Origin of the sequence: Labrys okinawensis, assembly GCF_047345005.1 — a bacterium.
Classification (GTDB): domain Bacteria; phylum Pseudomonadota; class Alphaproteobacteria; order Rhizobiales; family Labraceae; genus Labrys; species Labrys okinawensis.
On the sequence record NZ_CP178864.1, the window covers coordinates 1098543 to 1120871 of the forward strand.

At 64.9% G+C, this 22329-nt stretch carries 20 protein-coding genes; 11 read left to right on the plus strand and 9 right to left on the minus strand.

What is annotated here, in order from left to right; genetic code table 11:
• Positions 1 to 162: 162 nt before the first annotated feature.
• Positions 163 to 912: an endonuclease III gene (nth, locus tag ACMDCR_RS05285; protein WP_413991511.1), complete on the minus strand. Its 750-nt coding sequence runs from the start codon at positions 910 to 912 to the stop codon at positions 163 to 165.
• Between nth and ACMDCR_RS05290 the strand changes: the two genes are divergently transcribed.
• On the plus strand, positions 911 to 1429 hold the full coding sequence (locus ACMDCR_RS05290; RefSeq protein ID WP_413991512.1) for a DUF2244 domain-containing protein: 519 nt from the start codon (positions 911 to 913) through the stop codon (positions 1427 to 1429). The two genes, nth and ACMDCR_RS05290, sit on opposite strands and share 2 nt — an antisense overlap.
• Before the next feature lie 185 nt (positions 1430 to 1614).
• Positions 1615 to 2544: a methylated-DNA--[protein]-cysteine S-methyltransferase gene (locus ACMDCR_RS05295; protein ID WP_413991513.1), complete on the plus strand. Its 930-nt coding sequence runs from the start codon at positions 1615 to 1617 to the stop codon at positions 2542 to 2544.
• 27 nt (positions 2545 to 2571) lie between these two features.
• Here the strand turns inward: ACMDCR_RS05295 and lldD are convergent, their stop codons facing one another.
• Both lldD and ACMDCR_RS05305 read right to left on the minus strand, forming a co-directional pair.
• Positions 2572 to 3705, minus strand: a complete 1134-nt coding sequence (lldD, locus tag ACMDCR_RS05300; protein WP_413991514.1) for an FMN-dependent L-lactate dehydrogenase LldD — start codon at positions 3703 to 3705, stop codon at positions 2572 to 2574.
• A gap of 119 nt (positions 3706 to 3824) precedes the next feature.
• A complete protein-coding gene (locus ACMDCR_RS05305) occupies positions 3825 to 4445 on the minus strand; it encodes a 2,3-bisphosphoglycerate-dependent phosphoglycerate mutase (protein WP_413991515.1) in 621 nt (206 codons plus the stop codon).
• Between the two features lie 183 nt (positions 4446 to 4628).
• On the opposite strand from ACMDCR_RS05305, the gene ACMDCR_RS05310 reads away from it, so the two are divergent.
• Positions 4629 to 5546, plus strand: a complete 918-nt coding sequence (locus tag ACMDCR_RS05310; protein ID WP_413991516.1) for a pirin family protein — start codon at positions 4629 to 4631, stop codon at positions 5544 to 5546.
• 92 nt (positions 5547 to 5638) lie between these two features.
• Positions 5639 to 6721: a cobalt-precorrin-5B (C(1))-methyltransferase gene (locus ACMDCR_RS05315; protein ID WP_413991517.1), complete on the plus strand. Its 1083-nt coding sequence runs from the start codon at positions 5639 to 5641 to the stop codon at positions 6719 to 6721.
• A 16-nt stretch (positions 6722 to 6737) separates the two neighbouring features.
• On the opposite strand, the gene ACMDCR_RS05320 is transcribed toward ACMDCR_RS05315, so the two are convergent.
• Positions 6738 to 7067 carry a hypothetical protein gene (locus tag ACMDCR_RS05320; RefSeq protein ID WP_413991518.1) on the minus strand — a complete coding sequence of 110 codons (330 nt, stop codon included), beginning with the start codon at positions 7065 to 7067 and terminating at the stop codon, positions 6738 to 6740.
• A 260-nt stretch (positions 7068 to 7327) separates the two neighbouring features.
• Here ACMDCR_RS05320 and ACMDCR_RS05325 point away from each other — a divergent pair, with 260 nt between their 5' ends.
• The 5 genes from ACMDCR_RS05325 (at position 7328) to ACMDCR_RS05345 (ending at position 15911) form a co-directional block, all read left to right on the plus strand.
• On the plus strand, positions 7328 to 10672 hold the full coding sequence (locus ACMDCR_RS05325) for a DUF2126 domain-containing protein (protein ID WP_413991519.1): 3345 nt from the start codon (positions 7328 to 7330) through the stop codon (positions 10670 to 10672).
• Positions 10673 to 10862: 190 nt separating this feature from the next.
• Positions 10863 to 13373, plus strand: coding sequence for a circularly permuted type 2 ATP-grasp protein (locus tag ACMDCR_RS05330; protein WP_413991520.1), 2511 nt, complete (start codon positions 10863 to 10865; stop codon positions 13371 to 13373).
• A gap of 150 nt (positions 13374 to 13523) precedes the next feature.
• Entirely contained in the window at positions 13524 to 14402 is an 879-nt protein-coding gene (locus ACMDCR_RS05335; RefSeq protein WP_413991521.1) for a transglutaminase domain-containing protein, read from the plus strand.
• A 2-nt stretch (positions 14403 to 14404) separates the two neighbouring features.
• Positions 14405 to 14929: a molybdopterin adenylyltransferase gene (gene mog / locus ACMDCR_RS05340; protein ID WP_413991522.1), complete on the plus strand. Its 525-nt coding sequence runs from the start codon at positions 14405 to 14407 to the stop codon at positions 14927 to 14929.
• 7 nt (positions 14930 to 14936) lie between these two features.
• Complete coding sequence (locus tag ACMDCR_RS05345) at positions 14937 to 15911, plus strand: GlxA family transcriptional regulator (protein WP_413991523.1); 975 nt, start codon at positions 14937 to 14939, stop codon at positions 15909 to 15911.
• 22 nt (positions 15912 to 15933) lie between these two features.
• Here the strand turns inward: ACMDCR_RS05345 and ACMDCR_RS05350 are convergent, their stop codons facing one another.
• Together ACMDCR_RS05350 and hrcA are read right to left on the minus strand one after the other, a co-directional pair.
• Complete coding sequence (locus tag ACMDCR_RS05350) at positions 15934 to 16881, minus strand: IS110 family transposase (protein ID WP_413991524.1); 948 nt, start codon at positions 16879 to 16881, stop codon at positions 15934 to 15936.
• A 311-nt stretch (positions 16882 to 17192) separates the two neighbouring features.
• Positions 17193 to 18275 carry a heat-inducible transcriptional repressor HrcA gene (gene hrcA / locus ACMDCR_RS05355; RefSeq protein ID WP_413991525.1) on the minus strand — a complete coding sequence of 361 codons (1083 nt, stop codon included), beginning with the start codon at positions 18273 to 18275 and terminating at the stop codon, positions 17193 to 17195.
• 170 nt (positions 18276 to 18445) lie between these two features.
• On the opposite strand from hrcA, the gene ACMDCR_RS05360 reads away from it, so the two are divergent.
• A complete protein-coding gene (locus tag ACMDCR_RS05360) occupies positions 18446 to 19015 on the plus strand; it encodes a DUF924 family protein (RefSeq protein ID WP_413991526.1) in 570 nt (189 codons plus the stop codon).
• A gap of 46 nt (positions 19016 to 19061) precedes the next feature.
• Here the strand turns inward: ACMDCR_RS05360 and ACMDCR_RS05365 are convergent, their stop codons facing one another.
• From ACMDCR_RS05365 to ACMDCR_RS05375, 3 genes are all read right to left on the minus strand, one after another.
• The gene (locus tag ACMDCR_RS05365; protein ID WP_413991527.1) at positions 19062 to 19568 is read right to left on the minus strand and encodes a hypothetical protein; all 507 of its coding nucleotides are present in this window, start codon (positions 19566 to 19568) and stop codon (positions 19062 to 19064) included.
• Positions 19569 to 19720: 152 nt separating this feature from the next.
• Positions 19721 to 21052, minus strand: coding sequence for a cobyrinate a,c-diamide synthase (locus tag ACMDCR_RS05370; protein ID WP_413991528.1), 1332 nt, complete (start codon positions 21050 to 21052; stop codon positions 19721 to 19723).
• Positions 21053 to 21096: 44 nt separating this feature from the next.
• Complete coding sequence (locus ACMDCR_RS05375; protein WP_413991529.1) at positions 21097 to 21774, minus strand: TetR/AcrR family transcriptional regulator; 678 nt, start codon at positions 21772 to 21774, stop codon at positions 21097 to 21099.
• Between the two features lie 123 nt (positions 21775 to 21897).
• On the opposite strand from ACMDCR_RS05375, the gene ACMDCR_RS05380 reads away from it, so the two are divergent.
• A complete protein-coding gene (locus tag ACMDCR_RS05380; protein ID WP_413991530.1) occupies positions 21898 to 22263 on the plus strand; it encodes an SPW repeat protein in 366 nt (121 codons plus the stop codon).
• Positions 22264 to 22329: the final 66 nt, after the last annotated feature.

Genomic DNA, 22329 nt, shown 5'->3' on the forward strand with positions numbered 1-22329 from the left:
CCGTTGCCTGCGCAAATGATTGGTATCTTAGAATGAGATGCAGATGCTGACTCTGCGGTAGGAGACACGGGGTTGGAGTGGCGGTCTCCGACCGCCATCTTTGGCACCGAAACGCTTTGCGAAAAGGAAGATGGCGGTCGGAGACCGCCACTCCACAATATCCTAAACCGTCTTGTCCTCGAACAGGCAGATGTCCCGGATCAGGCAGGTCGGACACATCGGTTTCACCGCCTTACAGACATAGCGCCCGTGCAGGATCAGCCAATGATGGGCATGGCGGGCATAGGTGGCAGGTACCACTTTTTCGAGACCGAGCTCCACGGCCAGCGGCGTCTTGCCCGGGGCGAGGCCGGTGCGGTTGGCGACACGGAAGAGATGGGTATCGACGGCGATGGTCGGCAGGCCGAAGGCGATGTTGAGCACCACATTGGCGGTCTTGCGGCCGACGCCGGGCAGTGTTTCCAGCACTTCGCGCGAGGGGGGCACCTCGCCGCCATGCTCCGCGATCAACGCCTTCGAGAGGGCGATGACATTCCTGGCCTTGTTGCGGTAGAGCCCGATGGTCTTGATAAAGTCCATCAGCTTCTCTTCGCCGAGCGCCACCATCTTGTGCGGCGTGTCGGCGATGGCAAAGAGCGGGCGCGTCGCTTTGTTGACGCCCACATCGGTGGCCTGCGCCGAGAGCACCACGGCCACGAGCAGCGTATAGACGTTTGCGTATTCCAGTTCGCCCTTGGGCTCGGGCAGGGCTTCGGAAAAGCGCCGGAAGATCTCGGTGATCGAGGCTTGTGGAAGGGCCGAACGCTGCGTGCCGGCGGAGGCCGCGGCTGCATTGGCTTTCGCCTTGGTTCGCTTCAGCGATTTCACTGCGGGGGCGGTTTCCGACGGCATTTGGGTCTGGCGGCTGCGCATGAAACGCTTATATTGGCGAATTATGGACAGCGCCAACCCCAAAATACCCTTGGAAGAGCCGGTCTTCGACGCGGTGCTCTATCCCCATCGCTCGTTGGGGCCGCGGGGCTTCCGCAACCTGCTCATCGCTGTCGGCTGCTTTTCGACCTTGCTCAGCATCCCCTTCTATCTGATGGGCGCCTGGCCGGTAATCGGCTTTTTCGGCATCGATGTCGGCCTGCTCTATCTGATGTTCAAGCTCAATTATCGCGGGGCCAAGCTCAGGGAGCATGTGTTCCTGACCCCGGCGCGACTCCTGTTCTCCCGTATCGACCTCAAGGGCCGCCGCCGTGAGTGGAACTTCAATCCGCGCTGGGTGCGTCTCGAGCGCGAGCAGCATGAGGAATTCGGTACCACGCGCCTTGCCTTGGCGCAGCAGGGCCGCGAAGTCGAGATCGCCCGCTTCCTCGGCGCGCACGAAAAGGGCGAGTTCGCGGATGCCTTTGCGAAGGCGCTGAATACGGCCAGGCGGGGGTGATGGGTCATCCCGTGCGCGTCGCAGCAGGCAGCGTTGCGATGCAGACACGGGACCATGCGCCCTGTGACGAAAACGGTCCCGGATCTCGCTGCGCTCGTCCGGGATGACCGACCATAGGTTTCGGGTGGGAACGCCTTTGCGGCAGGCCTACATAGGGCATGAAGAAAGAATGCCCGGAGATTGCCATGTCCCCCGTCAACCTGTCCTTGTCCGAGCCGTCGCTCGCCTCGCCGCTCGCCAATTCGCCCGAGGACTATGACCGGATCCGCAAGGCGATCGCCTATATTTCGAAGAAATGGCAGACGCAGCCATCGCTGGAGGACATCGCCAGCCATGTCGGCCTGTCGGTCTCGCATTTTCATCATCTCTTCCGGCGCTGGGCCGGCATCACGCCCAAGGATTTCCTGGCGGCGGTGACGCTTGACCGCGCTCGCGACCTGCTGCGCGATTCCGCTTCCATCCTCGATGCCACCTATGAACTTGGCCTTTCCGGCCCCGGGCGGCTGCATGATCTTTTCGTCACCCATGATGCGATGACGCCCGGTTCCTTCAAGGCCGGGGGCGCGGGGCTCACCATCAGCTATGGCTTCCACCCCTCGCCCTTCGGCACGGCGCTGGTGATGGTGGCGCCGCTCGGCCTTGCCGGCGTCGCCTTCGCCGATCCCGGCGAGGAGCCGGCCGCGCTTTCAGACATGCGGGCGCGCTGGCCCAACGCGGAGTTCCGCGAGGATTCCATGGTCACGGCGCCCTATGCCGGCCGCATTTTCGATCCCTCGAAATGGCAGGCCGACCGGCCGCTCAATGTGGTGATGATCGGCACGGATTTCGAAGTTCGCGTCTGGCGTACGCTTCTCCGAATCCCGATGGGCAAGATGTCGACCTATTCCGACATCGCCAGCCATATCGGCAATCCCAACGCCTCGCGGGCGGTGGGGGCGGCCGTGGGTAAGAACCCGCTCTCCTTCGTAGTGCCCTGCCACCGGGTGATTGGCCGCTCGGGCGCCTTGACTGGATATCATTGGGGCTTGACGAGAAAGCAGGCGATGCTCGGCTGGGAGGGGGGAAGGGTGCGCAGCGGCGCGGGGAGCGCGGACGTCCCTGCGACACTCAAGTGAGTGTCGCAGGGACGTCCGCGCTCCCAGCTACCTCACCAGGCTCTTCCCATCGATCTCGGACACCTTTTCCACCCCGGTCAGCGTCATCGCCACCCTCATCTCCTTGGCGATGATGTCGAGCAGGTTCTCCACTGCCGCCTGGCCCCCGGCGGCCATGGCATAGGCAAAGGCGCGGCCGAGCATCACACCCTTGGCGCCGAGCGCCAGCATGCGAACGACGTCGAGACCGGAGCGAATACCGCTATCGGCAAGGAGGGTGAGGTCACCGCCCACCGCATCGGCGATGGCCGGCAGGGCCTTGGCGCTGGAAAGCACGCCGTCGAGCTGGCGGCCGCCATGGTTGGAAACGATGATACCGCTGGCGCCGAATTTCACGGCGTCGCGCGCGTCCTCGGGGTCGAGGATGCCCTTGATGATGATCGGGCCCTTCCAGACATCGCGGATCCATTCGAGATCGGACCAGCTGATCGAGGGGTCGAAATTCTTGGCGAGCCAGCCGATGTAGTCCGCCAGGCCCGTCGGCTTGCCGAGATATTTCGAGACATTGCCCAGATCGTGCGGCTTGCCCATCAGGCCGACGTCATAGGCCCATTCCGGCTTGAAGACCGACTGGAAGATGCGTCGCTGCGGTCCGAACGGACCGGACATGCCCGAATGCGGGTCGCGATAGCGCGCGCCCGGGGTCGGCATGTCGACCGTGAAGACGAGCGTGTTGATGCCTGCCGCCTGCGCCCGTTCCAGCGCGTTGCGCATGAAGCCGCGGTCCCTCAGCACATAGAGCTGGAACCAGATCGGTCTGGAGCTTGCCGGCACCACCTCTTCGATCGGGCAGACCGAGACGGTGGAGAGCGTCATGGCGATGCCCTTGGCCGCCGCTGCCTTTGCCGCCTGAACCTCGCCGCGGCGGGCGAGCATTCCAGTGAGCCCCACCGGTGCCAGAATCACGGGCATGGCGAAAGGCTGGCCGAACAGCTCGGTTTCCAGGCTCAGCTTCTCGACATTCTTGAGAACACGCTGGCGCAGGCTGATGCCTTCGAGATCAGAGACATTATTGCGCAGCGTGCGCTCTGCATAGGCGCCGCCATCGACATAATCGAACAGGAAACGGGGCAGCTTGCGCCTTGCGGCAGCGCGATAGTCGGAAGGGGAGGCGATGATCATGGACAGCTTCCTGGGAGCGCGGACGTCCCGTCCGCTCTTCCTATCCTGCACCCGCCGCGTTTCCAAGAGCGGACGTCGCGACATGAAGCCATGTCGCTGTGACGTCCGCGCTCCCGGGACTACCCCTTCAGCTCCTGTTTGCTGGCGATCGTCGTATCCGGGTTCAGGTGGTAGACGATCGGCACGCCGGTATCGAGCTCGCGCTTGACGATCTGCTCGCCCGTCAGGCCCTCCATCGCCATGATCAAGGCGCGCAGCGAATTGCCGTGGGCGCCGATCAGCACGGTCTTGCCGGCCATGGCCTGCGGCAGGATGCGGTAGACGTAATAGGGTAGCACGCGCGCGGCGGTGTCCTTGAGGCTCTCGCCGCCAGGCGGGGGGACGTCATAGGAGCGGCGCCAGATATGCACCTGCTCCTCGCCCCATTTGACGCGGGCCTCGTCCTTGTTGAGGCCGGAGAGGTCGCCATAATCGCGCTCGTTGAGGGCCTGGTCGCGGATGGTCTCGAGGCCCGCTTGGCCGAGGTCCTCGAGGATGATCGAGGTGGTGTGCTGAGCGCGCGACAGCGCCGAGGTGAAGGCGATGTCGAACTTGATGCCCATGACCTTCAGCCGTGCGGCGGCTTCATGGGCTTCGGCAATGCCCTTCTCGGTCAGGCCGGGATCCTTCCAGCCGGTGAAGAGGTTCTTGAGGTTCCAATCACTTTGGCCATGGCGGCAGAGCACGAGAGTAGCGGGCATCAGGGACCTATTGTCGGGTTGGGAAAGGATTTCGATCGTCAGGGAGGTTTGGGCGGTGATAGCCGGGTTCGCTTCAAATTGCACGGAGCTATTGCATGGCTCTCTTGCAAAAAGGCCCGTACGATCCGCCCCGATGCGCCTTATGATTGCGCTTTATTGCATGGATGACATGAGAGGGCTCGCATGACCGTTTTCCCGACCGACGATCCCCTACCGGGCGATGCCTTTTCCTGCAATGCGGTGGAGATGCAGATCATCGCCCGCTCGCGTGATCTTGGCGGCTTCGCCGTGCGCCGTGCGCTGCCGAGCTCGCGCCGCCGCCTCGTCGGTCCCTTCGTCTTCCTCGACCATTTCGGCCCTTCGATCTTCAGGCCGGGCGAGGCCTTCGATGTGCGCCCGCACCCCCATATCGGCCTGTCGACCGTGAGCTATCTCTTCGACGGCGCTATCGTGCATCGCGACAGCCTCGGCTATGCGGAAACCACCAGGCCTGGCGAAATCAGCCTGATGACGGCCGGGCGCGGCATCGTGCATTCCGAGCGCACCGGCCTGGAGGACCGCAAGCATGGCTTTTCCATGCTCGGCCTGCAGGCCTGGGTCGCTCTTCCTAAGTCCCTTGAGGAGGGCTCGCCCTCCTTCGAGCATTACGAGGCCCGGACGATCCCCGAGCACAGTGCCGAGGGCAAGACGGTGCGCGTGCTGATGGGCTCGGCCTATGGTCTCTCCTCGCCGGTACGGCAGGATTGGAACACGCTCTATGTCGACATCGCCATGGAGGCCGGCGCGAAGCTGCCGGTGGATGCGCAAACCGAGGAGCGCGCCCTCTATATCGTCTCGGGCGAAGTCGACCTTGCCGGCGATCGCTTTGGCGTCGGCTCTCTGCTGGTGCTGCGCCCCGGCGATGCCCTGATGGTCGAGGCGATGACGGCAGCCAGGCTCGTGCTGGTGGGCGGGGCTACGATGGATGGCCCGCGCCATATCTGGTGGAACTTCGTGTCCTCCTCGCAGGAGCGCATCGAACAGGCCAAAGAGGATTGGAAACAGGGCCGCTTCATCACCGTGCCGGGCGACCCGGAATTCATTCCGTTGCCGGAGGTTTGAGGGTAAAGGGTGGGAGGTTGGGCGCGGCCGGAAAGCCTTCCTCGCTTTGTGGAGAGGGCACACGCGCCTCTGTCTCGATCGGGTTGAGTACCTTGTCCGAAGATAAGCCCTCGGGTTCCCTGCGTTACGGCTGGACCACCGGCGCTTGCGCTGCTGCCGCCGCCAAGGCGGCCTATGCGGCGCTGCTTACTGGCGACTTCCCCGATCCCGTCACCATTACCCTGCCGCGCGGCGAGACACCCGCCTTCGTGCTCGCCCGGCATGAACTCGCTGCCGATCGGGCCGCCGCCACCATCGTCAAGGACGCGGGTGATGACCCCGATGTCACCCATGGCGCGCTCGTCTCCTCCAGTGTCCGGCGCGGCGCACCCGGCTCCGGCGTCACCTACAAGGCGGGCGCGGGCGTCGGCACTTTTACCAAACCCGGCCTGCCGCTGCCGGTGGGCGAGCCCGCCATCAATCCCGGTCCGCGCGCCCAGATCGCGGCCGCCATCGCCGAGGTTGCCACCCTCCACGGTGCGCCCGGCGATGTCGAGGTCACCGTCTCCATCGCCGATGGCGAGGCGATCGCCCGCAAGACGCTGAACGGGAGGCTCGGCATCGTCGGCGGGCTTTCGGTGCTGGGCACCACCGGCATTGTCGTGCCCTTCTCCTGTTCGGCCTGGATCCATTCCATCCACCGTGGCATCGACGTCGCCCGGGCGCAGGGCCTGGAGCATATCGCCGGTGCCACCGGCTCCGCCTCGGAAGCCGCGGTGGCGAAACTCTATGGGCTGGAGGAGGCCGCGCTGATCGACATGGGCGATTTCGTCGGCGGCATGCTCAAATATGTCCGCGCCCATCCCGTGCCGCGCGTTACCATCGCCGGCGGCTTTGCCAAGATCACCAAGCTCGGCCAGGGCCTGCTCGACCTGCATTCGCGCGCCGGTCCGGTGGATTTGCGCTGGCTGGCCGAGAGGGTGGAGGAACTCGGCGGGGCGCGTGAGGTGGCCCATGCCGTCGCGCAGGCCAACACCGCCATCGAGGCGCTGGAGATCACGCACGCCGCCGGTCTCGATCTGCCGCCGCTGGTGGCAGGTTATGCGCGTGAGACGGCCGTCAAGGTGCTGCGCGATAGCGAGGTCGCGCTCGATATCGCGATTTTCGACAGGGATGGGCGGTTGCTGGCGCGGTGAGGGCGATCCCAGGAATTCAGCCATTGCCTGTATTGGTGATGATGCAGTTCAGATATTTCACGTAGGAGCCCGAACCCGTACGCTTGTTCGGCATGTTGCGCGCGTAGCACTTGTCCTGGACATCCTCGGCCGGCGGAGAGCGCCAGATCGTGCGCAACTGCTGGTAGGACAGCACTTCCTGCGTCTCGCAATTCTGCACCATCACCGCCTGGCCTCTGCCGAGGGCCTTGCAGAAAAGCTTGTATTGATAGGTCGGCAACCCCCCGGCCTGCGCCGCCGCCATGCTGCCGGCCAATGCGGCAAGGGTGAACAGGGTGGCGGCAAGAAGAGACGCCGGGCGCATCATGGGTGACTTCCTCGGTAAGAGCTGTTCTCGTTAGGAGCGATTGGGCGCCCTCTAGCGCCGGGACGTTAATAAAACGCTGAAGTGGCTGAGGCGCAAGCATCTCTGAGATGCCTGCTCTTTCCCCAATGGCGCGCTTCCAATGACCTGTAAGGATGCTTGTGAGCCCAGGAGTGTCTCCCTTAACAATGCCTGCCTATTAGGCTTGCCTCCCATGCAGGCAAACCGATACGGTACGCTGTTTTCGTATCCGGGAATCCACCTTGTCGATTGTCGCTGCCCTCTATCACCGCACAACCTATGAATATGACCGGCCGGTCGTCCTGGCGCCGCAGGTCATCCGGCTACGGCCGGCGCCGCATTCCCGCACGAGGATCGTCAGCTACGCCCTGAAGGTGGAGCCCGCCAACCATTTCATCAACTGGCAGCAGGACCCCCACGGCAACTGGCTGGCCCGCTTCGTCTTTCCCGAATCCACCACCAAATTCCAGATCGAAGTCGATCTCGTCGCCGATTTTGCCACGATCAACCCGTTCGACTTCTTCATCGAGGAATACGCCACCAAGCTACCCTTCGCCTATCCAGCCGATCTCAAGCATGAGCTTGGCCCCTATCTCGAGGTCGCGGAGGGCGACAAAGCGCTGGAGGATTTTGTCGCTTCGATTGATATGGAAGGGAAGGGTACGGTCGATTTCCTGGTCGACCTCAACCAGCGCATCCAGAGAGAGATCGGCTACATCATCCGCATGGAGCCCGGCGTGCAGACGCCGGATGAGACGCTGACGGTGAAGACGGGCTCCTGCCGCGACAGCGCCTGGCTGCTGGTGCAGGTGCTGCGGCGTCTGGGTCTCGCCGCCCGCTTCGTCTCCGGCTATTCGATCCAGCTCACACACGACCTTAAGGCGCTCGACGGGCCGACGGGCGTCGGCCGCGATGTCGCCGACCTCCATGCCTGGGCCGAGGTCTATCTGCCGGGCGCCGGCTGGGTCGGTCTCGATGCCACCTCCGGCATGATGACTACCGAAGGGCATATCCCGCTCGCCGCCACGCCGCACTACGCTTCGGCCGCGCCGATCGTCGGCGCGATGACGGCGATCGGCGCGGTCGAGACCAATTTCAGCTATGAAATGCCGGTGCGGCGCATCGCCGAATCGCCCCGCGTCACGCTGCCCTTTTCCGCGGATTCCTGGAAGGATCTCGACGCGCTCGGCCAGCAGGTGGAGAAGGACCTGGTCGCCCAGGATGTCCGGCTCACGCTCGGCGGCGAGCCGACCTTCGTCTCCATCGATGATTATCAGGGCGAGGAATGGAACACCGGTGCGGTCGGGCCGACCAAGCGCGGCCTTGCCGATACGCTGATCCGACGGCTGCGCTCCGCCTTCGCGCCGGGCGGCTTCCTGCATTACGGACAGGGCAAATGGTACCCGGGAGAATCCTTGCCGCGCTGGGCCTTCGCTCTCTATTGGCGCAAGGACGGCAAGCCGATCTGGACCAATCCCGAGTTGATCGCCCGCGAGCCCAAATCGGATAGTCGCCCGACCAAGACCAATGTGCGGCGCAATTTCGATCCCAAGCCCATGCAGGTGCTCGCCGAGGGCGTGGCGCAGAAGCTGGGCATCGAGCCGAATTTCGCCGTGCCGGCCTATGAGGATGCGGCGCACTGGATCCTGCAGGAGGCCCAGCTTCCCGACAATGTCGATCCGATGGATTCCAAGCTGAAGGATCCGGAGGACCGGGCGCGCATCGCACGTGTCTTCGACCGCGGCCTCGAACAGCCGGCGAGCTATGTGCTGCCGGTGCAGCGCTGGAACGCCGAGTATCGCGGTGGCTGGATCAGCGAGCATTGGCGGCTGCGCCGCGGCCGGCTCTTCCTGGTGCCGGGCGATTCGCCGGCCGGTTTCCGCCTGCCGCTTGCCACGCTCCCCTATGTGCCGCCTTCAGTCTATCCGCATGTGCACGCGGTCGATCCGACCCAGCCGCGCCGTGAACTGCCCGATCCAGGCGCCTTGGCCCAGCAATTCCGCCGCACCAGCCAGAGCAATGATGGCTCGCAGATGCAGCAGGCGCAGGTGCAGCAGGAACTCGGCACCGGCGTGGTGCGCACCGCCATGGCTTTCGAGATCCGCGACGGTGTGCTCTGCGTGTTCATGCCGCCGGTCAGCGCCATCGAGGATTACCTCGAGCTGCTCGTCGCTGTGGAGGCTACGGCCGAGGAGAACGGCCTCACCGTGCATATCGAAGGCTATCCCCCGCCATACGATCCGCGCATTCAGGTCATCAAGGTCACGCCCGATCCCGGCGTGATCGAGGTGAACATCCAGCCCGGCGCCTCCTGGCAGGAGACGGTGGCGATCACCTCCACAGTCTATGAGGAGGCGCGCCTCAGCCGCCTCGGCGCCGACAAGTTCATGATCGATGGGCGCCATGTCGGCACCGGAGGCGGCAATCATGTCGTGCTCGGCGGCGTCACGCCGGCCGACAGTCCCTTCCTGCGCCGTCCCGACCTGCTCAAGAGCATCGTGCTCTACTGGCAGCGCCACCCCTCGCTGTCCTACATGTTTTCGGGCCTCTTCATCGGCCCGACCAGCCAGGCACCGCGCATCGACGAAGCCAGGCATGACAGCCTCTACGAACTCGAGATCGCCATGGACATGGTGCGCGGTCCGGCGGGCGGCAATCCGCCGCCCTGGCTGGTGGACCGTTTGTTCCGGAACCTGTTGGTTGACGTCTCCGGCAATACCCACCGTGCCGAGATCTGCATCGACAAGCTCTATTCGCCGGATTCCGCCACCGGTCGTCTCGGCCTGATCGAGTTCCGCTCCTTCGAGATGCCGCCCGACTACCGCATGTCGCTGGCGCAGCAATTGCTGCTCAGGGCGCTGATCGCCTGGTTCTGGCGCGAGCCCCAGGGAGGCGAGTTCACCCGCTGGGGCACGCAGCTGCATGACCGTTTCATGCTGCCGCATTTCGTCTGGGCCGATTTCCAGGACGTGCTCGGCGATCTCGCCCGAGCCGGCTATGGCTTCGATCCCACCTGGTATCAGGCGCAGCTCGAGTTCCGCTTTCCCTTCTATGGCAAGGTCGACTATGAGGGCGTCAGCCTGGAGGTGCGCCAGGCGTTGGAGCCCTGGCACGTGCTGGGCGAGGAAGGCGCGGCCGGAGGGACCGTGCGCTATGTCGATTCCTCCGTCGAGCGTCTGCAGCTCAAAGCCGAGGGCTTCAATCCCAGCCGTCATGTCATCGCCTGCAATGGCCGGCGCCTGCCGATGGCAGGCACGGGCAGGAGTGGCGAGGCGGTGGCCGGCGTGCGCTTCAAGGCCTGGCAGCCGGCTTCGGGCCTCCATCCCACCATTCCCGTGCACGCGCCGCTGACCTTCGACGTGATCGACACCTGGTCCGGCCGCTCGCTGGGCGGCTGCGTCTACCACGTCGCCCATCCCGGCGGACGCAGCTACGAGACCTTCCCGCTGAATGCCTATGAGGCGGAGGCACGGCGCCTCGCCCGTTTCCAGCCCATTGGCCACACACCGGGCTGGCCGCCTGTCCCGCGGCCCGAAGGCAATGCGGAATTCCCGTTCACGCTCGATCTGCGCAGGCCGATCCGATGAGAAGCCTGGGAGCGCAGGTACTGCCGCTAGCGGGCCGCCGGTCCGGTAAGCGGCGTGGCTGGGACCTCGGGCGTCCTCGCCCGCTCTTGGAAACGGAGAGCATGGTGGTAGGAAGGAGGCGGACGAGGACGTCCGCGGTCCCAGTCACGGCGCCCTTTTTTGCCGGCGCGCCTATCTCCAGGCAATGACCATGCTCGCTCCCTCGCGCAACCCCAACCTGCGCTCGCTGCTCGCCGGCTATCGGCCCCTGCCGGGCGCGGCTGACGAATTGATGACGCCCTCCGGCGAAATTCGCCCGCATTGGCTGCCCATGCTCGCCGAGTTCGCCAGCGAGAAGCCGGAGGCGATTTCGCAGCGCTTTGCGGTAGCGGACCGGCAGATCAAGAATTCCGGCGTTTCCTATCGTGTCTATGATTCGCCCGGCGGCAGCGACAGGCCGTGGCCGCTCTCTCATGTGCCGCTGGTGATCCCGCATGGCGAGTGGCGTGGCATCGCCGCCGGCATCGTCCAGCGCGCGCAATTGCTTGAAACCATCCTGTCGGATCTCTATGGCCCTGCCAACCTGGTGCGCGAAGGCGCATTGCCGGCGGCGGTGATCGCCGGCAATCCCGACTTCCAGCGCGCCATCGCCGGTTTCTCGCCGCTCGGCGGGGAACATCTCATCGTCTACGCGGCCGATCTCGGTCGTGGGCCCGATGGCCGCTGGTGGGTGCTGAAGGATCGTGCCCAGGCCCCCTCCGGCATGGGCTATGCGCTGGAGAACCGCCTCGCGATCTCCGCAGCGCTGCCCTCGCTCTATCGTGACATGCATGTCGAGCGCCTCGCCGGCTATTTCCAGGCCATGCGCTCCTCGCTCGCCGCCAAAGCCGGCCGCGAGGGCTCGCGCATAGGCCTGCTCACGCCGGGCCCCGCCAACGAGACCTATTTCGAGCACGCCTATCTTGCCCGCTATCTCGGCCTGCTCCTGGTCGAGGGCGCCGATCTCACCGTGCAGGAGGGCATCGTCTATGTCCGCACGATCGAGGGGCTGAAGCGCCTCGATGCGATCGTGCGGCGCCTCGATGCCGATTTCGCCGATCCCCTCGAGCTCAATCCTTCCTCGCGCCTCGGCGTCCCCGGGTTGGTGCAGGCCCTGCGGCAGCGCACCGTTGCACTGGCCAACAGCCTCGGCGCGGGGCTCGTGGAAGCCCCGGCCATGCTCGCCTTCATGCCGGCGCTCGCCCGCCGCCTGCTTGGTCAGGACCTGCTGCTTCCCAATGTCGCCACCTGGTGGTGTGGCGAGGAGAGCGTGTGCGAGGAGGTCGAGCGGAATTTCGAACGCCTGGCCATCCTGCCGGCCTTCACACGCCACATCGAGGGCCTGTCGCGCAACGGTGCTGGCGCGGTTGCCGACCATGACGAGCAGGGGCAGGCGCGCCTTGCCGCTATCCTCAAGGCCCATCCGCTCGAAGTGGTGGCGCAGGAGGTCGTGCGGCTCTCCACCATGCCGGTGTGGACGGGGAAGCGGCTGGAACCGCGTCCCTTCGCCCTGCGCGTCTATGCCGTCGCCACGCCCGAGGGCTGGAAGGTGATGCATGGCGGCTTCTGCCGCGTCGCCGACACCACCGATCCCAGGGCGCTCTCCATGCAGCATGGCGGCCGCTCCGCCGATGTCTGGGTGACGTCGGAAGGGCCGGTCGACCATGTCACGCTCTTGCCGCCGCCCGGCAAGGTAGCGATCAAGCGTCGCCTCGGCCATCTGCCGAGCCGTGCCGCGGATAATCTGTTCTGGCTCGGGCGCTATCTCGAACGCGCCGAGGTGACGCTGCGTGTCGTGCGGGCCGTCAACGAGATGGCGGCCGAGGCGGACGAGGATGTGGCGCACGCGACCGAGCGTCTGACCGATCAACTCATTGCCTGGGGAGCGGCCAGGAGCGAGAAAGAGGCGGCGAGGGCCAAGCTCGGCAGGGCGGCAGCGACCGCGCCGGTCGCCATCGCCGAGACCATCCTGCGCGAGGTGCTGAACGGTGGCGAGAGCGGGGCCGTGCCCTCTCTCATCCGCTCGGCGGCGCGGGCCGCCTCCTCCATCCGCGAGCGGCTGTCGCGCGATGCCACCCAGGCCATCGCCGATCTCAGCGCCATGGTGCAGGGCGACCGCGACCTGCAGGTCACCGACCGGGCGGACCGCTATCTGCGCACGATCGCTGCGCTCTCCGGTCTCACCCACGAAAACATGAATCGCCTGGCGGGTTGGCGCTTCCTGCGCATCGGCCAGCATCTGGAACGGGCCGTGCAGACCTGCCGCCTAGCCCGGCGCCTCGCCGATCCCAGCGCCAGCGTCGACATGCTCGATGCGCTGCTGCGCGTCTCCGACAGCCGCATCACCTATCGAGCGCGCTACCTGATGGGCACGTTGCGCCTGCCGGTGCTCGACCTCGTGCTGCTCGATGACGGCAATCCGCGTTCTGCTGCCTTCCAGATCATCCGCCTGGCCGAACATCTCAACGAACTGCCCCGCGTGGTGCGCGAAGGCGAGGTTGATCCGCTCTCGCGCACCACGCGCCTGCTCCGCGCGGAGATCGAGACGACGGAAGCTGCCGATGTGGACGAGCGCATGATCCTTTCGCTGGAAAACCGGCTCCTGGCCCTGTCCTCGGACATCACGGCGCGCTATTTCAACCAGGACGAAGCGATGGCCGAGATCGCGGAAGGATTGGGGTAGGGAGAGTCATCCCGTGCGCGCCGCGTCGCGAAGCGATGCTGCGCAGACACGGGACCGTTCACAGTAATATCGCGTCATGCGGTCCCGGATCTGCATTGCACCACTTCGTGGCGCAAGTTGTCCGGGATGACACGCTCCCAGGATTGCCCCTTGCTCTATGTTATCCGGCACACCACGACCTATACCTACCGCACCGAGGTCTCGGCGGCGCGCTGCACGCTGCATCTGCAGCCGGTCACGGAAGGCAATCAGCGCGTCTTCTCGGCCAATCTGATGATCACGCCGAAGCCTCTTGAACAGGTCGATGCGGTGGATTTCTTCGGCAACCGCATCTCGCATATCCGCTTCGCCGGCGCCGCGCTCAGGCACCGATTCGAGTCGCGCGTGCGCATCGACGTGAAGCCGAGTGAGCCACCGCACGCCCTGCTCACCCCCTCCTGGCAGGAGGTGAAGCAGGAGGCGCTGCTCGTACCTGATCTCGGCGGCAAGGCGCCGGCGCACTATCTTTTCGCCAGCCGATTCGTGCCGCTGCTGCCGCAGGCGCGCGACTATGCCGAGATTTCATTCGAGCCCGGCCGGCCGGTGCTCGATGGCGCCATCGACATGATGAAGCGCGTCCACGCCGATTTCGTCTACGATCCCAACGCCACCGACATCTCGACGCCGCTCGATGCCGTCGCCCGCAAGCGCCACGGCGTCTGCCAGGATTTCGCGCACTGGATGGTGGCCGGGCTGCGCTCGATCGGCATTCCCGCCGCCTATGTCTCGGGCTATCTGCGCACCCATCCTCCGCCGGGCAAGGAGCGGCTGGTGGGTGCGGACGCAACGCATGCCTGGGTCTCGGTCTGGTGCGGCGCCGGGCTTGGCTGGGTCGATCTCGACCCCACCAATGCGGTGCTGGCGGGCGAGGATCATGTGCGCGTCGCCATAGGGCGCGATTATGCCGATGTCGCGCCGGTCGACGGGGTTGTCGTCGCCTCGGCGGGGCATACACTGCGTGTTTCCGTCGATGTCGCGCCGGTAGGTTAGCCATGACTGCGAAGATCGGTATCCTGACCATCTCGGACCGCGCCAGCGCGGGTATCTATGAGGACAAAAGCGGGCCCGCGATCTCGGCCTTGATGGCGGAGGTGCTGACCTCGTCCTGGCAGGCGGTGGCGCGCGTCATCGCCGATGAGCAGGATCTCATCGAGAAGACGCTTATCGAACTGGCGGATAAGGAAGGCTGTTGCCTGATCTGTACCACCGGCGGCACCGGCCCGGCCAAACGCGACGTCACGCCGGAGGCGACGGAAGCGGTCTGCACGAAGATGATGCCGGGCTTCGGCGAGCTGATGCGGCAGGAAAGCCTGAAATATGTGCCGACGGCCATCCTCTCGCGCCAGACGGCCGGCATCCGCGGAGGCGCACTGATCGTCAACCTGCCAGGCAAGCCCGCCTCGATCCGGCAATGCCTGATGGCGGTTTTCCCGGCCATTCCCTATTGCATCGACTTGATCGAGGGCCCGCGGTTGGAGACGGATCCAGCCATATGCAAGGCGTTCAGGCCGGGATAGGGGGTCCATGTTCAAGCCGCATCCAGGTTCGGGCCCCGAGCCCATCGGTTTCCTGCTGGTGCCGCAATTCTCGATGATGGCCTTCTCGGCCGCCGTCGAGCCGCTGCGCGTCGCTAACCGCCTTGCCGGGCGGCAGCTGTTCGACTGGCGGGCCTGGTCGATGGACGGGCAGCCGGTGAAGGCGTCCAATGGCTGGCCCATTCCGGTGGAGGGGGCGCTCTCGGCTGTATCCGATATACGCACTCTGATCGTGTGCTCGAGCTTCGAGCCCGAGGCCCATGCCAGCAAGGCGATGTTGGCGGCACTGCGGCGGCTCGCCCGCCGCGGGACCGAGATCGGCGCGCTCGACACCGGCGCCTCCATCCTCGCCGCCGCGGGGCTTCTCAGCGGCGGGCGTGTCACCATGCATTGGGAGGCTGCGCCCGGTTTTGCCGAGGCCTATCCGGATATCGAGATCAGCGAGGCGCTATTCGAGGTCTCGGCAAAGCATTTCACCTGTGCCGGCGGCACGGCGGCGCTCGATCTGATGCTCGACATGATCGCCAGGAAGCATGGCCAGTCACTGGCGGTGGCGGTGTCCGAACAATTCATCCATGACCGCCTGCGCGACCGGCACGACCGCCAGCGCATGAGCTTGCCCAAGCGCCTCGGCATCGGCAATGGCAAGCTGATCCGCGTGGTGGCGGCGATGGAGGCCAATCTGGAGGCGCCGCTCGACGCTAGGAGCCTGGCATCGCTTTCGGGCGTCTCGGCGCGGCAGCTCGAACGCCTGTTCCGGTCGCAATTGAAGGATTCGCCAGCGAACTACTATCTGCGGCTGCGGCTGGAGCGAGCCCGACAGCTCTTGCGCCAGACCGACATGAGCGTGATGGAGGTGGCGATGGCCTGCGGGTATTCGTCCGCTTCGTGCTTGTCGCGGTCGTATCGGGCGCATTTTGCGGTGACGCCGCGGGAGGATCGGAGTGAGGTGAGGCGCAGCTAATCCTGGGAGTATCCGTGTTCGGTCAAGCAGCTTTAGGCGTCCAAATCCGATTATCTCGCAAGAGGGCGTTAGCGAGGATGATGAGCTTGCGCATGATGGCGACGATGGCGATTTTTTTGGGTTTTCCGGCGGCGACCATGGCCTGGTATTTAGCGGCGAGGTCGGGGTTCCATCGGATAGCGGCGACCATGGGCATATAGAGGGCTCGTCGCAGAAGGGCTCTTCCCCCGCGAATGAAGCGCTTGCCATTTTTGCTGCCGCTGTCGCGTGGGACAGGGGCGAGGCCGGCCAGGCTTGCGGCTTGAGGGGGAGACAGGGTGCCCAGTTCAGGCATGTGAATGAGCATGGCGTGAGCTGTGATGGGTGCCACGGCGGGGATGGAGTCGAGGATTTCGGCTCTGCGCTTGAAGGCGGGATCCTTGTCGGCCCGCCTGGCGATCTCCTCGTCGATGGCGTTTATCTGCGCTTGGGTCAGAGCCAGAGTCTTGGCGAGTTGGCGCTTGATCAGGGGGAGTTCGGCGGTTTGCTGGCGGGTCTGGGTTGCCACTTTGATCTTCATCAGGGCGTCCCGCGCCGCGGCCAATTGCTTCATCTCCTCAAGGGCCGGGCTGACGATGAGGGTCGGCTCGGGCTGGACGGCCTGGCCATAGCGGGCCAGGGTCATGGCATCGATGCGATCGGTCTTGGCCAGCCTGCCAATACCTTCGGCAAAGCGTCGGGCCTGGCGCGGGTTGAGCTTGACGGCCGGCAGGCCGGCCTGGTTGAGCGCGCGTTCGAAGGCGCGATGATAGGCCCCCGTTGCTTCGAACACCACACGCTCGACAGTCCAGGAAGAAAGCCAGGCAAGCAGGGCGCGATGGCCCGCCTGGGTGTTGGCAAAGCGCTTGATGAGGCCTGCCGGGTGGACAGCCACATCCAAATGATCCTTGCCGATGTCGGTGCCGACATTGTGTGCTAGGCTGCTCGTCATCTTTTCCAAGTCCTCTGCTTGTCTCCGGAGCAATGCCGGTATCCGTTCAGGCCTCATGGAAAAGAGAGGGGTGGTCAGACTCCTAAGTCAGTCCTTCGATTATCGCAGGCACGACCCGTCCCCTCCCGCCTCCAGCTCGGCGGCCACCGAGCTGGAGGCATCCAAAAGCTAGGCTTGCACGATGGGATTGAAATAGACAATCGCAGGCATCCCTGCCTGCATCTTCCTCTCCAGCAAACGCAGCGCTTCCAAGAGCAGGCTGCCGCCACAACCATCCAGATGGTTGTGGCTGAGATGCCTCCGCTGCCAGATCACCCGTTCAGTAATTTGCCCACCACCTTGGCGGTGTAGTCCACCATCGGCACCACACGCGCATAGTTCAGTCGCGTCGGGCCGATGACCCCGAGCACGCCTACGATCTTCTGGCTGGCATCGCGGAACGGCGCCGCGATCATCGACGAGCCCGACAGCGAGAACAGCTTGTTCTCCGAGCCGATGAAGATACGCACGCCGTCGCCCGCCTCGGCGCGGGCGAGAAGGTCGATCAGGTCCTTCTTGGCCTCGATATCGGCAAAGAGCAGGCGGATGCGCTCCAGGTCCTCGGCGGCATGCAGATCCTCGAGAAGATTGGCCTGGCCGCGCACAATCAGCTGCTGCGGCATGTCGGCGGGCCCGCCGCCCCAGCTCGCCAGGCCCGTGGCGATCAGCCGGGCGGTAAGGTCATCGAGTTCGGCGCGGCCCGCATCGAGCGCCGTGCTCATGTCCCGCCTCAGGTCATCCAGCGTCTTTCCGCGGGCACGGGCGTTCAGATAGTTGGAGGCTTCCACCAGCGCCGAAGTTGGCAGGCCGATCGGCACGGCAATGACACGGTTTTCGACCGCTCCGTCCTCGGAGACCAGGACCACGAGCGCCTGTGTCGGCTCGAGGCGCACGAATTCGATATGTTTCAGGCGTTGGTCGCGTTTGGCGGTGACCACGACGCCGGCTCCGCGCGACAGGCCCGAGAGCATGGCGGAGGCATCGGTCAGTACGTTCTCCAGCGTGCGTGAGGGCGCGCCGGCGCGGATCTGCGCGTCGATCTGGGCGCGGTCCTGGGCGGCGAGATCCCCGAATTCAAGCATCGCGTCGACAAAGAAGCGCAGGCCGAGTTCCGTAGGCAGGCGGCCGGCGCTGGTATGCGGCGCCTGGATCAGGCCCAGCATCTCCAAGTCTTGCATGACGTTGCGCACGGAGGCCGGTGACAGCGAATTTGGCAGCAGCCGGGAGATGTTGCGTGAGCCGACAGGCTCGCCGGTGGTCAGATAGGCGTCGACGATCTGGCGAAAGATCTCGCGCGAGCGCTCATTGAGCTGGGCGAGTTCATTGGAAGCAATCGAGGGCGTCACTGCGGACAAGGTTAGATCTCCTTGCAGCTAGTGTGACCCGCAAAGACTGATTATTCAATGCTCTCATCGGTCGTAGCCCCTCCATCGGCCAGTTGCAGGGGATGCGAAGGACGGGCGGCCGGTGGGGTATGGAAACGCTCCCCGGCACTGCCCCGCCGGATAGCGAGGAAGGAAAGCCAATGGTTCGCGTATCGAGTTCTCCAGAGGGCGATCTCGGTGCGGCCAGCGCGCTCGTCGCCTTCTGGCGCGAGGTTGGCCCGGAGCGCTGGTTCGAGAAGGACGCCGCGCTCGATCGTGTCTTTCACGAGCGCTTTCTCGCGGTGCATGAGGCCGCGGCGGCCGGGGAACTTGCGGATTGGGCAGCTTCGCCGACAGGCGCCCTCGCGCTGGTCCTGCTGCTCGACCAGTTTCCCCGGAACTGCTTTCGCGACACCCCGCGCATGTATGCCACGGACGCCCAGGCACGCGCCGTCGCAGTGGCGGCGATCGGGGCCGGCCATGACCGGCAGTTCGAGCAGGCGCTGAGGGGGTTCTTCTACCTGCCGTTCCAGCATTCCGAGGATCTGGCCGACCAGGACCGCTCGGTTGCCCTGCACCGGGCCTTCCATCCCATCAACATTGGATATGCCGAGGGTCACCGCGACATCATCCGCCGCTTCGGCCGCTTCCCGCACCGAAACGCCATCCTCGGACGCGCCACGACGTTGGAGGAGCAGCATTTCCTCGACGAAGGCGGCTTTGCTGGGTGAGTTCAGTGTGGCGGGATCGACATGGCTCCCTGCTGCCCGGAACCGATCACCAGAGGATTTTCGACAATTCCCGCACGAAGATGTCCGCGTATTCGGGAGCCTTGGGGACGAACTCGGCCTCTCCTGTCGCGAGATTGAAGTTGAAAAAGATCTCTATGTGGCCGTCGGCGAGGAAGAGCTTCGTCAGGATCCAGTCTCCCGGTTCATCGGAGAAGCCACCTTCCGGATCGCGCTCCGCCGGTGGACCCATGAAGATGAATTCGAACGGCAGGATATCTTCGCGCGTCGCGGCCGTCACGGTGCCCTGGACGGCAAGGGCGTTCTTCAGGGCGTGGAGCAGGCGACCGGGATTCGATCCCGGGACGCGCCGGAAATAGCCGTTCGAAAAGGCGATGGGGTCGATGAAGTCCTCCTCCACCTCCTCCGGCGCTCTCAGCCAGATGGAAAACCTTGCTTCGTCCGCGCCGGAACCGGTACGCGCCGTAAGCCAGAAATCCTCCAGATCCACAGCGTCATGCCGCTGGATCTCGCTGATGCCGAAGGAAAAGGTCATGTCCGCACCCCGGATGCCCCCGCCTCGAGCAACAAACATTAGAGCAAAATCCGATTTCATTGAATCGCAATTTCTTTCTAACTCCTTGTTTGGACGCATTTTCTGAAGCGGAAGCGCCGCCAGCTCCTCTGGAAAATGCCGTGGCGCGGCCTTCAGCCTCGGTCGATCACGTGGAAAAACGATCCAGTCACCCGGCCGCGCCGTCCGCCCAGCGCGCCGAGCGGGCTGCCGTTGGCGTCGGCAACTTCGAACAGCGGCCGGTCGCCGTTGCGGATGGTGGTGGAATAGTGGAACTCGTGTCCCCGCACCAGGCTGCCTTGTGCGCCAAGCACGCAGTCTTCCTTCAGCTCGGCCAGGCGATAACCGAGATTCATCTTGCGTTTGGCGAAGCTGGTTTCGAGGTCGAGGAGGCCGGTCATGCGATGGGCCATGCCTTCGGCGTCGACTAGCACATGGCCGAGCACCATGTAGCCGCCGCACTCGCCGTGTACCGGGCGCGTCTCCGCGAACAGGCGCAGAGCATGCTGGAATCGGGTGTTGGTGGCGAGGCGCGCGCCATGCAGTTCGGGATAGCCGCCGGGCAGCCATGCAACGTCGGCGTCATCCGGCGGGCCCTCGTTGGCGAGCGGCGAGAAGGGCAGGATTTCGGCGCCCTGTCGCTGCCAGCCGGTGAGGAGGTGCGGGTAGATGAAGGAGAAGGCTGCGTCCCGGGCGAGGGCGATGCGCTGGCCAGGCGGTTTCAGGCCCAAATCGACGCTCACGCCCCCGCCTTGCATTGGCGGGGTTGTCGGGCTCGCGAGCGAGACGATGGCGCCGATATCGCAATGGGTCTCGACGAAATCGGCCAGCACCTCGAGCCGACGGTCGAGTTCGGTGGTTTCCTCCGCCTGCACCAGGCCGAGATGGCGTTCGGGCAGGATGAGGTCCGTCTGGCGGGGCAGGGCGCCGACCACCGGCAGCCCTACTTCCTCGATGCCCTTGCGGGCGAGGGCTTCGTGGCGTGCGCTCGCTACCTTGTTGAGCACCACGCCGCCGATGCGCACATCTGGCCGGAAGCTGGCAAAGCCCTTGGCGACCGCGCCGGCCGATTGCGACTGGCCGGAGATGTCGAGCACCAGCAGCACCGGCCAGTTCTGTCGCGCGGCAATGCCCGAGGACGAGCCGTCTCCGCTTGCGCCGTCCTTCGCCACGCCGTCGAACAGCCCCATCAGCGCTTCGCCGACGAAGAGTTCGGCGCCACGGCCAGCCTCGCCGACCAGCGTGTCGATGAGGCCGGGCCGCATGGCCCAGCTGTCGAGATTGTAGCTGATGCGGGCGGCCGCAGCGGCGTGGAAGCCGGGGTCGATATAGTCGGGGCCGCACTTCATCGGTTGCACGATGATGTCCCGGCGGGCCAGCGCCCTCAGGAGGCCGAGCACGAGCGTGGTCTTACCCGAGCCGGAGCGCGGGGCTGCAATGAGAAGGCCGGAGGGGAGAGAATGCATCCGCCGTTCCTGCCCCGCAAATGGCGGCGGAGGCAAGCGGAAACTCAGCCTTGCGGCGGCGAGCCAGCGTAACCCTTGAGAAAGAGCCTGACGCCGCTGGCGATCACCTTGTTGATCTCTGCCGCGGACGGGGCCTGCGTGGACAGAACCTCGCGCAAATGCAGGCTGCCGCGCACCAGGCTCAGGAATTGTTCGGCGGCGAGATCGGGATCGGGCACATCGAGCAAACCCTCCTCGCTGCGTGTCGCGATGAAGGTCGCAAGCCGTTCCGTCAGAATCTTCGTGCCATGCTCATAGAACAGCCGCCCGAGCTTGGGAAAGCGTGCGGAGACACTGATCAGGGATTTGTAGACCTCGATGGCGTGGCGCGAGCCGAACAGCCCTACATAGTTGCGCGCCACGCGGGTGAGCACGTCCTCCATCGCGACGTGTTCGCCGGTCTGGCACCATAGTTCCACGGCCGTCGCGGAGAGCTCTTCCACGATCAGTGTGGCAAACAAGGTCTCCTTGTCGCGGAAATGAAGATAGAGCGTGCCCTTGGACACGCCGGCCTGCGTGGCCACCGCTTCCATGCTCACCGCATCGTAGGGCTTGGCGAAGAACACCCGCCGGGCAGCCCGCAGGATCTGCCTGGTCTTGAGGCTGGGCGCGTTGTTCCCGGCCTCCGGCAGCGGCGCTTTCGGGATTGAAACGGCCATGGCCGCAGCCTCGGTGCTGAGCATGAAGGTCCCTTTCACAAGCCTGGGAGCACTCGTCAGTGTGCTGGATATTTATATCGTATTACGATATAAATATCCAGCATGATCTCCGCCTGTCGAGCGGTGAGGATTGGAATGGAGTGTTCGATGGTACCCGTGATTTTCCAGAGCAAGCGCTTTCAGGATGTCATCCTGCTGTTGCTGGCCATAGCCTTGTTCGCATCCCCCTGGGTGCTCGGCTTTGCCGATAACGAAATGGCCAAATGGGATGCCGGCGTGGTCGCCGTCATCCTGGCCTACATGGCCGCTGCCTCCCTCTCCGAAACCAGGCAGTGGGAGGAATGGGTGACCCTGGTGCTGGGCGCCTGGCTGATTGCAGCACCCTGGGTTCTTCGATTCATCTCCGATATCCCGGCCACCCGCCTGCATTGGGGCATCGGCGCACTGACGATCATCGTATCGCTCTGGGCCGAATGGACCTACCGCCATCCGCCCAGGCTTTCGGCGCATTAGAGGCCTTTAGAGTACGAGTGAACGGGCTCGAGACTGTCGTCCCCGCTGCTTGTGGTGGGGCCAGGG